This window comes from Phycicoccus sp. M110.8 (genome assembly GCF_032464895.1).
In the GTDB taxonomy this organism is placed as follows: domain Bacteria; phylum Actinomycetota; class Actinomycetes; order Actinomycetales; family Dermatophilaceae; genus Pedococcus.
The window spans coordinates 161411-174586 of record NZ_JAWDIC010000002.1 but is presented as its reverse complement, the minus strand read 5'-3'; the positions used below and the strand labels follow the sequence as shown (position 1 = coordinate 174586).

General features: G+C 71.3%; 10 protein-coding genes. 5 read left to right on the top strand and 5 right to left on the bottom strand.

All coding sequences use genetic code 11. The annotated features are described in order from the left end of the window. Positions 1-4 precede the first annotated feature (4 nt). Positions 5-1861, top strand: a complete 1857-nt coding sequence (locus tag RKE38_RS12300; RefSeq protein WP_316007779.1) for a long-chain fatty acid--CoA ligase — start codon at positions 5-7, stop codon at positions 1859-1861. On the opposite strand, the gene RKE38_RS12295 is transcribed toward RKE38_RS12300, so the two are convergent. Beyond that, positions 1849-2457, bottom strand: a complete 609-nt coding sequence (locus tag RKE38_RS12295) for a protein-L-isoaspartate O-methyltransferase family protein (RefSeq protein WP_316007778.1) — start codon at positions 2455-2457, stop codon at positions 1849-1851. The genes RKE38_RS12300 and RKE38_RS12295 overlap by 13 nt on opposite strands. 139 nt (positions 2458-2596) lie before the next feature. On the opposite strand from RKE38_RS12295, the gene RKE38_RS12290 reads away from it, so the two are divergent. Further along, a complete protein-coding gene (locus RKE38_RS12290) occupies positions 2597-3742 on the top strand; it encodes an alpha/beta hydrolase (protein WP_316007777.1) in 1146 nt (381 codons plus the stop codon). Positions 3743-3781: 39 nt separating this feature from the next. Here the strand turns inward: RKE38_RS12290 and RKE38_RS12285 are convergent, their stop codons facing one another. Both RKE38_RS12285 and RKE38_RS12280 read right to left on the bottom strand, forming a co-directional pair. Continuing rightward, on the bottom strand, positions 3782-4660 hold the full coding sequence (locus tag RKE38_RS12285) for an SGNH/GDSL hydrolase family protein (protein WP_316007776.1): 879 nt from the start codon (positions 4658-4660) through the stop codon (positions 3782-3784). A gap of 2 nt (positions 4661-4662) precedes the next feature. Next, positions 4663-4803: a hypothetical protein gene (locus RKE38_RS12280; RefSeq protein ID WP_316007775.1), complete on the bottom strand. Its 141-nt coding sequence runs from the start codon at positions 4801-4803 to the stop codon at positions 4663-4665. 155 nt (positions 4804-4958) lie between these two features. Between RKE38_RS12280 and RKE38_RS12275 the strand changes: the two genes are divergently transcribed. Beyond that, on the top strand, positions 4959-6980 hold the full coding sequence (locus RKE38_RS12275) for a TIGR03960 family B12-binding radical SAM protein (RefSeq protein ID WP_316007774.1): 2022 nt from the start codon (positions 4959-4961) through the stop codon (positions 6978-6980). Positions 6981-7079: 99 nt separating this feature from the next. Here the strand turns inward: RKE38_RS12275 and RKE38_RS12270 are convergent, their stop codons facing one another. Then, positions 7080-9245 (bottom strand): Ig-like domain-containing protein, encoded by a 2166-nt coding sequence (locus RKE38_RS12270; RefSeq protein ID WP_316007773.1) that lies wholly within the window; start codon positions 9243-9245, stop codon positions 7080-7082. 785 nt (positions 9246-10030) lie between these two features. Here RKE38_RS12270 and RKE38_RS12265 point away from each other — a divergent pair. Both RKE38_RS12265 and RKE38_RS12260 read left to right on the top strand, forming a co-directional pair. Continuing rightward, the gene (locus RKE38_RS12265) at positions 10031-11854 is read left to right on the top strand and encodes a S53 family peptidase (RefSeq protein WP_316007772.1); all 1824 of its coding nucleotides are present in this window, start codon (positions 10031-10033) and stop codon (positions 11852-11854) included. A gap of 50 nt (positions 11855-11904) precedes the next feature. After that, entirely contained in the window at positions 11905-12390 is a 486-nt protein-coding gene (locus tag RKE38_RS12260; protein WP_316007771.1) for a GNAT family N-acetyltransferase, read from the top strand. 39 nt (positions 12391-12429) lie between these two features. On the opposite strand, the gene RKE38_RS12255 is transcribed toward RKE38_RS12260, so the two are convergent. Then, positions 12430-13059, bottom strand: a complete 630-nt coding sequence (locus RKE38_RS12255) for a hypothetical protein (RefSeq protein WP_316007770.1) — start codon at positions 13057-13059, stop codon at positions 12430-12432. Between the last annotated feature and the right edge of the window lie 117 nt (positions 13060-13176).

Sequence of the window (13176 nt, the reverse complement as noted above, 5' to 3'; positions counted from 1 at the left end):
GGTCATGTCGACTCCCACCCTGCACCACGCCCCGTCCGCCGCCGCGGAGACGATCGACGCACGCCTGATCGAGAACCGCGCGCGGTCGGTCGGCCACCTGTTCCGCGACCGCGTGGCCGCGACGCCGGATGCCGAGGCGTTCCGGTTCGCCGTCGGTGAGACGTGGGAGGGCGTCACGTGGGCGGAGGTGCAGCACAGCGCCTACCGGCTGGCCGCCGGCCTCATCGCCCTCGGCGTCGGCCCGGAGGACCGGGTGGCGATCGCCTCCTCCACCCGGTACGAGTGGGCCCTGGCCGACCTGGCGGTCATGTGCTCCGGTGGCGCGACCACCACGATCTACCCGACGACGATCGCCCCGGACGTGGCGTACATCCTCGCCAACTCGGGCAGCGTCGTCGTCTTCGCCGAGGACGACGAGCAGGTCACCAAGCTCTGGGAGCGGCGCGTCGACCTGCCCGGCATCACCCGTGTCATCACCTTCGACGGCGCCTCCGACGGCGAGTGGGTGCTCAGCCTGCGCCAGCTCGAGCAGATGGGCGCCGAGCTCCTCGCGACGAACCCCGGCGCGGTCGACGAGCGGATCGACGCCCTCACCCCCGACCAGCTCGCCACGATCATCTACACCTCCGGCACCACCGGCCGGCCCAAGGGCGTGCGCCTGGACCACAACGCGTGGACCTACCAGGCGGCCGCGACCGACGCGATCGGCATCCTCAGCCCGGCCGACCTGCAGTACCTGTGGCTGCCGCTGGCCCACGTCTTCGGCAAGTTCCTGCTGACCCTGCCGCTGCAGTGCGGCTTCCCGACGGCGATCGACGGCCGGATCGACAAGATCGTCGACAACCTGGCCGTCGTGCAGCCGACCTTCATGGGTGCGGCGCCCCGCATCTTCGAGAAGGCGTACGCGCGCATCACGATGATGATGAAGGCGGAGGGCGGCCTGAAGGAGAAGCTGTTCCAGTGGTCGGTGAGCGTCGGCCGCGACGTCGCCGCCATGCGCGCCCGCGGCGAGGAGCCGACCGGCATGCTCGCCAAGAAGATCGCGCTGGCGGACAAGCTCGTCCTGCACAAGGTGCGCGAGCGCTTCGGCGGACGCATCCGGTTCTTCATCTCGGGCTCGGCGGCGCTCAACACCGACGTCGCCCACTGGTTCGACTCGATCGGCCTGACCATCCTCGAGGGCTACGGCCTCACCGAGACCAGCGCCGCCTCCTTCGTGAACCGCCCCGGCAGCAACCGGATCGGCACCGTCGGCTGGGCCCTGCCCGGCACCGAGGCCCGGATCGCCGAGGACGGCGAGGTGCTCCTGCGCGGACCCGGCGTCATGGAGGGGTACCACAACAAGCCCGAGGACACGGCCGAGGCGAAGGACGCCGACGGCTGGATGCACACCGGCGACATCGGCGAGCTCGACGCGAACGGCTACCTGATGATCACCGACCGCAAGAAGGACTTCTTCAAGACCTCGGGCGGCAAGTACGTCGCGCCCTCGCTCATCGAGTCGACCTTCAAGGGCCTGTGCCCGTACGTCAGCCAGTTCGTCGTCTACGGCGCCGACCACAACTTCGTGACGGCCCTGGTCACCCTCGACGCCGACGCGATCGCGGACTGGGCGGACGGGCACGGCATCTCCGGCGACTACCGGACGATCGTGACCTCGGCGCAGGCCCGCGAGATGGTGCAGATGTACGTCGACACGCTCAACGTGAACCTCAACCGCTGGGAGCAGATCAAGAAGTTCGTCGTCCTCGACCACGACCTCACGGTGGAGGCCGGCGAGCTCACCCCGAGCCTGAAGGTGCGGCGCAAGGTCGTCAACGAGAAGTACGGCGACGTGCTCGACGCGCTCTACACCGGCTGACCCCACCAGCCGCCGCCCGACGGGCCGGTGACGAGGGGCACGAAGCGGTACCACCCGTGCTCCTCGACCACCGGCCCGTCGTCGTCTGCCTGCACCCGCAGCATCCGTCCTGCCACCGGAACGACCATGACGCCGCCGGGGGCGAGCTGGGCGAGGAGGTCCCGCGGCAGCTCGACGGCCTGCGCCGACACGAGCACGCGGTCGTAGGGCGTCCCGTCCGGCCAGCCCAGCCGGTCCCGCAGCGCCTGGTGGACGCGGGCGGTGCCGACGCCCGCGCGCTCGAGGTTGGCGGCGCCGAACTCGACGAGCTGAGGCACGAGCTCGACCCCGTCCACCGAGCCCCCGGTCCCGGCGAGGTGCGCCAGCAGCGCCGTGGTCCACCCCGACCCGCAGCCCACGTCGAGCACCCGGTCACCGGGCTGGACGTCGAGCAGCTCGAGCATCTGCCGCACGGTGGTCGGCTGGCTGTTGGTCTGCCCGTGGCCGATGGGCAGCGGCTCGTCCCGGTCCGCGTGCGCCACCTGGTCGGGGGGCAGGAACATCCGGCGGGGCACCGCGTCGAGCGCCGCCGCGACGCGCGTGCGCGCACCGGACACCTCGCCAGTATGCCGCCGGGTGCCGGTGGGCCGCGTCCTCAACGAACTCCCAGCATCGGTGCAGCAGGCCTGCAGGCTGGGGCGGGATCCTCCCAGTGGACGGGGCTGCCACCACGGTGGCCCCGGGAGGAGAAGGACCGTGCCGCTGCTCGGTTGGCCACTGCTGGTGACCCTGACCTTCGTCGTGGGGGTGTCCATGGCGCTGGCGGTCCTGCTGTGGTCGCGCGTGAAGGGTCCGCGTCCGGCCCGCCTGGCCCAGCGGGTGGGCCTGCTCGGGCTGACCCAGGTCACGACGGTGCTCCTCGTGGCGGCCGCGCTCAACAACTACGGCTACTTCTACGGATCGTGGTCCGACCTGTTCGGCACGTCCTCGGCGGGTGCGCCGAGCTCGACGACGATCTCCCGCGCCCTCGCCGCCCACGGCCGGACGGGGGCGCCGCTGGCGGTCACGAAGGACGCCGCCGTCGCGGGCGAGTCCTCGTGGTCGGCGCCGGCGCAGTGGCGGACGAAGGGACGCATCGAGTCCCTGAGCATCTACGGCGCGCACAGCAGGCTCAGCGAGCAGGCCCTGGTGTACCTGCCCCCGCAGTACTTCCAGGCCGCGTTCGCGCGCAGCCGCTTCCCCGCCGTCGAGGTGTTCACGGGGTACCCCGGGACGACGAGCAACCTCGTCCGTCGCATGCACTACCCCGACGTCCTGCTCAAGGAGATCACGGCGGGGCGTTCGCGGCCGATGGTGCTCGTCATGCTGCGGCCCACCGTCGTCCCCCCTCGCGACACCGAGTGCACCGACGTCCCGGCCGGTCCGCAGACCCTCACCTACTTCGCCGAGGACGTCCCGCGGGCTATCTCGTCCTCGCTGCGTGTCGACCCCACGGGCTGGGGGGCCATGGGCGACTCCACCGGTGGGTACTGCGCCACCAAGCTGGCCATGACCCACTCGAGCGTCTTCCCTGCGGCGGCCTCGCTGTCCGGGTACTACCACACGCTGCGGGACGGGACGACGGGCGACCTGTGGGGCGGCTCGCCCCAGGTGCGCGAGCTGAACGACCTGGAGTGGCTGCTGCGCCACCAGCCGGCGCCGCCGGTGTCGGTGTACGCAACGATCGGTGCCGACGAGCACACCCACACCGGGCTCGGCGACACGAAGACGTTCGCCTCGCTCGTCCGGGCGCCGATGTCGATGACGACGGTCGTCCTCCAGGGTGGCGGCCACAACTTCAAGTCCTGGGCGCAGGTCATGCCCGCCGCCCTCGACTTCCTCTCCCACCACCTCCCCGCCTGAGCACCGGGGGCAGGGGACCCGGGGGCGGAGCCCGAGCCGTCAGGTCGCGGGTGAGGGCGTCTCGGAGAGCAGCGCCTTGGCGATGAGCGTGTGCCCGGCGGCGTCGGGGTGGTCGCCGTCCTCGGCCAGCAGCGGCGTCGGGTTCCTCGTGCCGTCGGCGCCGAGGAACGGGTGGTACAGGTCCACGCACGCGTCCCCCGCGGCCTGCGCCTCGGAGCAGATCGCGGCGTTGGCCGCCAGGGTCACGCCGTCGCTCCAGTCGGCGAAGCCGGGTCCCTCCTTGGAGTCGGCGACGTCGCCGTCCTCGAAGACGTTCCAGTAGTTGGTCACCAGCACCTGCGTGCTGTCGGGCACCAGGGAGTTGATGCGGGCCAGCACCTGGGCCACCGCCGTGCGCATCTGGGCGACGGCCGGCTTCACGCACGAGCTGCCGCAGCCGCCGTTCGACCAGGTCGACACGAGCGGCACCAGGTCGTTGGCCCCGATGGTCACGACGACCGTGCCGGCCGAGGCGACCTCCGCGGCCACCCCGGGTTCCGACAGCTGGTCGACGAGCTGGGGGGCGGTGAGGCCGCCCTCCCCGAGGTTGGCGGGCGAGACCTGTCGGTGGTCCCGCGCGGCGAGCATCGTCGCGTACTGCGCGAGGAACGGCTGGCACCCGCAGGCCGCGCCGGACATGACCGAGTCCCCGAGCCCGACCAGCCGCAGCGTCGGCAGGGGAGTCGCCGTGCTCGTCGTGGGGGAGGGGGTGGTCGTGGTGGTGGTGGGCGGAGCCGTCGTGCTCGTGGCGCTGGTGCTCGTCGTGCCGGTCGTGGAGGCCGCCCCGACCGCGTCGTTCGTGCAGCCCGCGAGGACCGCGGCGAGCAGGATGCCGAGGAGTGCGTGCAGGGTGCGGGGGCGGCGGGTCCGCAGGCCCACTGTCAGGTGCCTGCCGGGGTCGTGGACCGCGCGTGGTGCGTCATGGGTGTGGGGTCCGGGCCGGGGCCCACCGCGTGGGTGGCGACCGCGAGCGCGAGGAGCAGGCCCAGGGCGATGACGAGGCGGACGGTTGACTGGCGCACGGGCGTCGACGGTAGTGCCGCTTGCTGAGGCTTCTCTGTGAGGTCGATCAGGGTGCAGTGGGCCCGGGGGTGAGCTCCTGCGTGCGACGGCGCGCCCACGGGCCCGGATGCGGCGTTTCGGGGTGGGCGCCACCCCCGGTTACCCTTGTCGGACCATGACTTCGACCCCCGGTGCCTCCGTCTTCCCCCGTCTCGAGCCGCTGCTCGAGCAGGTCAGCAAGCCCATCCAGTACGTCGGCGGCGAGCTCAACTCGACGGTCAAGGACTGGAACGTCGGTGGTCACGGCCCCGGCGGCGAGGAGCTCACGACCCGCTGGGCGCTCATGTACCCCGACGCCTACGAGGTCGGGGTGCCCAACCAGGGCGTCATGATCCTGTACGAAGTGCTCAACGAGCGGCCCGACGCCCTCGCCGAGCGCACGTATGCCGTGTGGCCCGACCTCGAGCGCCTCATGCGCGAGCACGACGTCCCGCAGTTCACCGTCGACGGGCACCGGTCGGTGCGCGACTTCGACGTGCTCGGCCTGTCGTTCTCCACCGAGCTCGGCTACACCAACATGCTCACCGCGCTCGACCTCGCGGGCATACCCCTGCACGCCCAGGACCGCACGGACGAGGACCCGCTCGTCATCGCGGGTGGGCACGCGGCGTTCAACCCCGAGCCCATCGCCGACTTCCTCGACGCCGCCATCGTCGGTGACGGGGAGGAGGCCGTGCTCGCCGTCACCGACATCATCGGCGACTGGAAGGCGCAGGGCATGCCGGGCGGCCGGCGCGAGCTGCTGCTGCGCCTGGCCCGCACGGGCGGCGTCTACGTGCCCTCGCTCTACGACGTCTCGTACCTGCCGGACGGGCGCATCCAGCGGGTCGCCCCGCGGTCCGACGTGACCGGCGTGCCGTGGCGGGTGTCGAAGCACACGGTCATGGACCTCGACGCGTGGCCGTACCCGAAGCAGCCCCTGGTCCCGCTCGCGGAGTCGGTCCACGAGCGGATGTCGGTCGAGATCTTCCGCGGCTGCACCCGCGGCTGCCGCTTCTGCCAGGCCGGCATGATCACGCGCCCCGTGCGGGAGCGGAGCATCACCGGCATCGGCGAGATGGTCGAGCGCGGGCTGGCGGCGACCGGGTTCGAGGAGGTCGGGCTGCTGTCGCTGAGCTCGGCCGACCACTCGGAGATCGCCGACATCACCAAGGGCCTCGCCGACCGGTACGACGGGACCCAGACCGGCCTGTCGCTGCCCTCGACCCGGGTCGACGCGTTCAACATCGACCTCGCCAACGAGCTCACCCGCAACGGGCGGCGCTCGGGCCTGACGTTCGCCCCCGAGGGTGGCAGCGAGCGGATCCGCAAGGTCATCAACAAGATGGTGACCGAGGACGACCTCATCAACACCGTCGCCGCTGCGTACGGCGCCGGGTGGCGGCAGGTGAAGCTCTACTTCATGTGCGGCCTGCCCACGGAGACCGACGAGGACGTGCTCCAGATCGCCGAGCTCGCCAAGCGGGTCATCGAGACCGGCCGGCGGGTGAGCGGCCGGCGGGACATCCGCTGCACGGTGTCCATCGGCGGCTTCGTGCCCAAGCCGCACACTCCGTTCCAGTGGTGCGGCCAGCTCGGCGCCGCGGAGACCGACGCCCGGCTCGAGAAGCTGCGCGACGCCATCCGGTCCGACAAGCGGTACGGCAGCTCGATCGGCTTCCGCTACCACGACGGCAAGCCCGGCATCGTCGAGGGACTGCTGTCCCGTGGTGACCGCCGCGTCGGCCGGGTGATCGAGCAGGTCTGGCGCGACGGCGGCCGGTTCGACGGCTGGAGCGAGCACTTCTCCTACGAGCGCTGGATGACGGCGGCGCAGACCGCCTTCGCCGGCCTGCCGTGGGACCTCGACGTCGACTGGTACACCACGCGCGAGCGCGGCGAGACCGAGGTCCTGCCCTGGGACCACATCGACTCCGGGCTCGACAAGGAGTGGCTCTGGGCCGACTGGCAGGACGCCCTCGACGAGACCGAGGTCGACGACTGCCGCTGGACCCCGTGCTTCGACTGCGGCGTCTGCCCGCAGATGGGCACCGAGATCGAGGTCGGGCCCACCGGCAAGACCCTGCTGCCGCTCACCGTGCTGGGCTCGGGCCGCGAGGCGATGCTCGCGAGCAGCCAGCCGTCGCACACCCACTGACGACGCGGTCGGGCGCCGGACGGCCACACACGTGGCGGTGCCGCCGGGGAGTCCCCGGCGGCACCGCGTCAGCCGTTCAACGCGACTGGGTCATGCGGTTCACGGGCTGGTAACCGTGCCCCCGTTGTCGATGGCCAGTGTCGAGTTCTCGTCACCACAGGTGCCGCTGATGCCGAGGTGGTTGGCGTCGCCCGCGTAGCTGACGAGCCAGTAGTACGTACCGGCGCTGGCCGCGGTGACGCTGAACTTGGCATTGGCGGTGACCGCGGTGCCTGCGCCGCTGAGCGTCACGGTCTCCGAGTACGCGGCGGTGCCGGTGCACGTGCTGTTGGCGAACAGCGAGAAGGTCACATCGCCGGTCGGCGTGCCGCCGACGCTCGCGGTGACGGTGACCGAGTCCTGCGGGCGCCACGACTGTGCCGTGGTGAGCGAGGCCGGAGCCTTGGTCACGATGACGGACTCGTTCGCGTCGCCGCAGGCTCCGGACGCCGCGTTGTTCTGCGCGTTGCCCGAGTAGCTGCCGACCCAGGCGTACTTGCCCGGCGACGTCGGCGTGTACGAGGCCGACGTTGCGCTGGCCGTCGTGTCCGTCACCCGCGTGGCGTTCGTGGTACTGCCCGCGGCCGTGATGAGGTTGGCACCCGTGCCCGCGTCGACACAGGAGGTCGACGTGATCGTCGCGTCGGCAGCGAACGGGCCGTAGAGCTTGAACGTCACGGTTCCGGGGGCGATGCCGCCGGACGGGAAGTACCCGCCCGTGATCCTCGCGACGTCGGAGATCGAGTTGCCGAGGACGACGCTAGCGCTCGCCTGGGTCGAGAGGTCCGGCGACGGCTTCTGCACGACCAGCGGCTCACTCGCGCACGCACTCGTGGATCCGGTCAGGCGGCTTCCCGCGCCGGGCACGAACTGAGCCTGCCACCAGTAGTTGTCGGCTGCCGAGAACACCAGGCTGGGCGACGGTGGCACCGACCCGTCACCAGCGACGGTGACCGTTGCGGTGTTCCCGCCTCGGGTGAAGGTCGGGTCTGTCGACGCGGTCTTGCAGGTGTTGTCGGTCCACAGCGAGTACGTCACGGTGCCGGCAGGCGTGCCGAGAGTGCTCGTGATGGTTGAGGTGTCGTACACCTTCGCGGGAAGGGTCACCGTGTTGTTGGGTGGCTCAAGGTTCGTGTCTGTCGACGGGGTCTGGGTGTCGCCGAGCTGCTGCCGCAGGCTCGTCGCGATCGACGACGTCCCACACGTCGTCACGTTGCCCTCGGCGTAGTCGTACAACGACGCGGTGAGCGACTGGCTCGAGCGGGTGTTGAACACGAATCGGTTGACGCAGATCGGGTTGCCCGCGGAGTCACGGTCGAGACCGTTCGCCGTCAGGTCGACGCCGCCCTCGTAGAACTGATCGGCGCCGAGGCTGGTGCCCTGGGTCTTGTTGTTGACCGTCTGCCACGGCGTGGTCACCGTCGCTGAGTTCGTGGTTGCGCAGATGGTGGCCGAACCTCCGCACGAGGTGCCGGTCACGACCGCGGTGGTGTTCAGTGCACCGCCCGCGCCGCCGACCCACTTGTAGGCGCTGATCTGGGGGTTGCTGCCGCCGTTGAGGAACGCAGCCACCAGCAGGATGTCGCCGTCGACGTGGTGTCCGCTGAACGCGTTGCCGTTGCCGCCCCCGCCGCCCTGACAGGCCACATTGGCGTCCTGGAGGAACCAGATGCCCATGTTGTTGTCGCCATTGGGGGTGTTCTTCTCCATGCCGAAGTACAGGATCAGATGGGGCGGGCTGAACGAGGTGTCCGAGTAGACGGCTGTGTAACCGTTCTGGATGTCACCCTTGTTCGTCACGTTGTTGGCACCGACACACCGCCAGCCTGCGGCGATGTCATCGAGGTCCTTGGCGCCGGTCGTGAAGGTCGTCGGGTCGGCGGTGCTGCCAGGAATGAAGTCCCGGGCGAAGCCGGCGTCGAAGAAGCCCGTCGGCAGCGAGGCGCGCTTGACGCCCAGCCCCGAGACGTTTGTGAAGATGCTGTTCGAGGTGTTGCCCGAAGCCGCCGGCCCCCAGTCGGGCGCCGAAGGCAGCGCAGCACCGTTGTCGAGTACGTCCCCGTCGAGCTCGAAGCCGCTGCTGACCGAGGCGCTGGCCGGAAGGGAGCCGGCAACGACGAGTGCGCTGGCGGCGAGAGCGCCGGCGGCGAGTGAGGCGCGAAGCCTGGGCGGACGAATGGGTCGTCGGTGGCCGCTGTCACCGGCGGCGAAGAGCCTACGCAACATGCCGTCTCCTCCAAGGTGGTGCTCCCGACCCGGGCGGACCGGGAGGGGCAGCGCGTCGGCGGTGCGGAGGTATCGCTCGTCGCTCGGCCAGGAGGACGAGGGGAAGTCGGGCGCAGGGTCGGCGTGTGCCGTGGTCCCACGGTAGGGACGGGGTCGTCCGGGCGTGACCGCCGAAATGCGCAGGATCTTTGGTGCGAAAGGGTGCACACCGAAGCAACGGCTGCCCGGCGCCCGTCCCGCTGCACGATCGGAGGGTGGCTCCGGGCCGGCCCGGGCGCGCTCTTGAGACCGGGCTGAGACGACTCTCAGGGAACTCACATGGTGGGGATGACACATGTCATGGGGGTGGGGTGGCGCGGCGGTGTCCAATTGACGAAGGCGGTCGTCTCCTCCTGACCGCTCCGGTGCGGACCCCTTCACCTCACCGGAACCCCCGGACGCTCGTGCGGAGAGCCTTCGGGAAACGTGCCGCCCGCGCCTCGGTCCAGCCGAGGGCGCGGGCGGCACATTCATGTGGCCACCACCGGCTCCGGACTGCACCCGTCGGCCGTGACATCCGTCATGGTTGCGCAGGTCAACTGTCGTGTCGGATGGGGACACTGCCCCCGACCGGTCACCTCCGCGCCGCGGGGCCCACATCTCCCGGAGGTCTCATGTCACGACTGTCGAGAACCGCCTGTGCCGCCGTCGGGGCCGCTGCCCTGGTCACGGTCGCCGCAGCCGGAACCGCCATCGCCGCACCCGGTGGGCGTCACGCCCTGGATGGCAGCGTCCCGTCCTGGGCGGTGTCCACGAACGAGGTGGGCGCCGCGCCGTCCACCCAGCAGGTCACCTTCCGCGTCTACCTGGACTACCGCGGAGGTGACGCGGCCGCGGCCTACGCGCGGGCCGTCTCCACCCCGGGCAACGCCGACTACGGGCACTTCCTCACCCCGGCGCAGTTCCGCGCCCGGTTCTCCCCGGCGTCCTCCGACGTCGCGGCGGTGTCCTCGTGGCTCAAGGGCCAGGGGTTCGCGCTCGGCTCCACGCCGGCGAACCGCAAGTACGTCGAGGCCACCGGCACCCTCGCCCAGGCGGCCTCGGCCTTCGGCACGTCCTTCGCCGAGTACCGCACCGAGGGCAGGCAGGTCCGCTCCAACAACACGCCCCTGCAGGTGCCGGACTCGCTGCCGGCCGTGGAGGGCGTCGTCGGGCTCGACGAGTCGCAGACCCTCGTGCGAGCGGACAAGGCGGCACCCGGGCCGGCGCTGTTCCGCAACGCCCAGCCGTGCTCGGCCTACTGGGGCCAGAAGACGGTGCAGAACACGCCGACGCCCGACGGGACCCCGCTGCCCCCCTCGCCGAGCGCCTACGCCCCGTGCGGCTACAGCGGCGCCCAGCTCCAGGGCCTCTACGGCATGGGCGTCGCCATCGCGTCCGGCAACGACGGCAAGGGCGTCACGGTCGGCATCATCGACGCGTACGCCTCACCGACGATCGAGCAGGACGCCAACAGATACTTCTCCCGCCACGGGCTGCCGACGCTCAAGCCGGGGCAGTTCTCCCAGGTCGTCGCGCCCGGCACCTACAACCGGCCGGAGAACCCGCGCCAGGACCCGCAGGGGTGGGCCGGTGAGGAGACCCTCGACGTCGAGGCGGTCCACACCATGGCGCCCGGCGCCGACATCACGTACATCGGTGCCCCGAACAACTTCCGCGACATGGACGCGATCATGAACCGCGTCGTGGACAAGCACCTCGCCGACATCGTCAGCAACTCCTACGGCTACGGCGGCGAGGCCCTCCCGGCCGGCACGATCAAGCCGTCGCTGGACACCCAGGTCCAGGCCGCGGCCGAGGGCATCTCGCTGTTCTTCTCCTCTGGCGACAACGCCGACGAGACGAACGCGGTCGCCGGCGCCACCCCGACCCCGGACTGGCCGGCCTCGAGCCCGTACGTGACCGCGGTCGGCGGCACCAGCGCCGGCGTCAGCTCGTCCAACGGCCGGGTCTTCGAGCTCGGGTGGGAGACCCGTCGCAGCTCCCTCGACAAGGCGACCACGACGTGGAAGCCCTCGACCTGGCTGTACGGCTCCGGCGGCGGCACGTCCCGCCTCTTCGCCCAGCCGTCGTACCAGACCGGTGTCGTGCCGGGCTCGATCTCGCAGACGTACGGCGGCGCCGCGATGCGCGCCGTCCCGGACGTGTCAGCCCTCGGTGACCCCAACACCGGCATGCTCGTCGGCGAGACGCAGACCGCTCCCGACGGCTCGCAGGTGTACGACGAGTACCGCATCGGCGGCACCTCGCTCGCCTCGCCGCTCTACGCGGGCATGTTCGCCCTCGCCGAGCAGAAGGCCGGTCACGAGTTCGGCCTCGCCAACCCGGTGCTCTACGGCACCCGGGCCGCCAGCATCGACATCACCAAGAACGACCGTGACACCTACCCCGGTGACGTCCGGTCCGACTACGTGAACGGTGTCGACGCGGGCAACGGCTACGCGTACACCGCTCGGTACTTCGACGCCGACGAGCAGCTGACGATCCACGTCCGCCCCGGCTACGACGACGTCACCGGCGTCGGCGTGCCGAACGGGCAGTCCTGGCTGGACGCGGTCGCCGCGCAGTAACGCCACAGCTCGACACGGGTGTGCCGCCCGCTCGCCTAGGCTCCCGAGCCATGGTCGAGCGGGCGGCATACGCGTGTGTGGAGGTGCGGGAGGCACACCTGGGCGACATCGCGCGGATGCGCACGGACTGGACGGTCGCGCAGGGCGGCGCGCCCGACCCGCGGTTCGAGCAGGAGCTGCGCGACTGGTGGGCGCGCGAGTCGGCGCACCGCCGGGCCTGGGTCGCCCTCGCGGGCGGCCGGGACGTCGGTGCGGAGCCCGCGGAACCGGCGGTCGGCATGGCCAACCTCATGGTGTTCGAGCGCATGCCGCGGCCGGGCCGGGACGCGGGGCGCTGGGCCTACGTCGCGAACGTGTGGGTCGACCCGGCCCACCGCAGCCGCGGCGTGGGGCGGCTGCTCATGACCAGTGCCCTGGACTGGTGCCGCGACCAGGGCCTGGTGCGGGTCGTCCTCAACCCCAGCGAGATGTCCGTCCCGCTGTACGCCTCGCTCGGCTTCCGGCCGGCCGACGACCTCATGCGCGTCGACCTCTGACGCCGCTCGGCTGCCGGGCGGCGTCAGAGGTCCGGAGGCCTACTGGCCGCTGGACGGCATACGCACCGGTGCGCTGGCGAACCACGGGTGGTGCAGGTCGAGGTAGCGGACGTCGCTCATGGCGTCCATCTGCTCGGCCCACTGGGCCCGCATCGGCTCGGGCATGTCGCGGGCCTCGCCCGTGCGCGCCTCGTCCTCGCTGCGGAACGACACCGTCTCGGTGAACCAGCCGTCGGGCTCGATCGCGATCGTGCCGCCGATGATCTCCGGCCGCTGCTCGTGCAGCATGTCCATCGGCTCGGCCATGAAGTGGCGGAAGCGCTCGGGGTCGCGCAGCCGACCCTGGACGACCTGGACGAACCCGGCGTCGTCGGAGCCACCGTCGAGGAACACCATGGCGTCGTCGCAGTCGTGGAACGAGACGTCGCCGTCGAAGCACTCCTCCATCCGGCTCCACCACTCGCCCTGCTCGGGGCGCGCGGAGTTGCGGGCCGCGGCCTCGCGGCTCTCGAACCGCACGACGCCCACGAACTGCCCGTCGTCGGTGATGCCGTAGGTGCCGCCGAGCCAGCCCGGTGCGGTACCTCCCATGGTGTCGCGCCACTCGTCGAGGAGCCGGTGCACCCCGTCGGTGTCCCGGCACCTGCCCTGGACGATCTGGATGAACACCTCAACCCTCCGATCTCGCTGGGGGCCGCTTCACCCTGAAGTGGTCCAGCTCTCGACCGTACGCCGGAGCCCCCGCCGGGTCACCGGACAATCCGGGCGGTGCGCCGAGCGGTATGC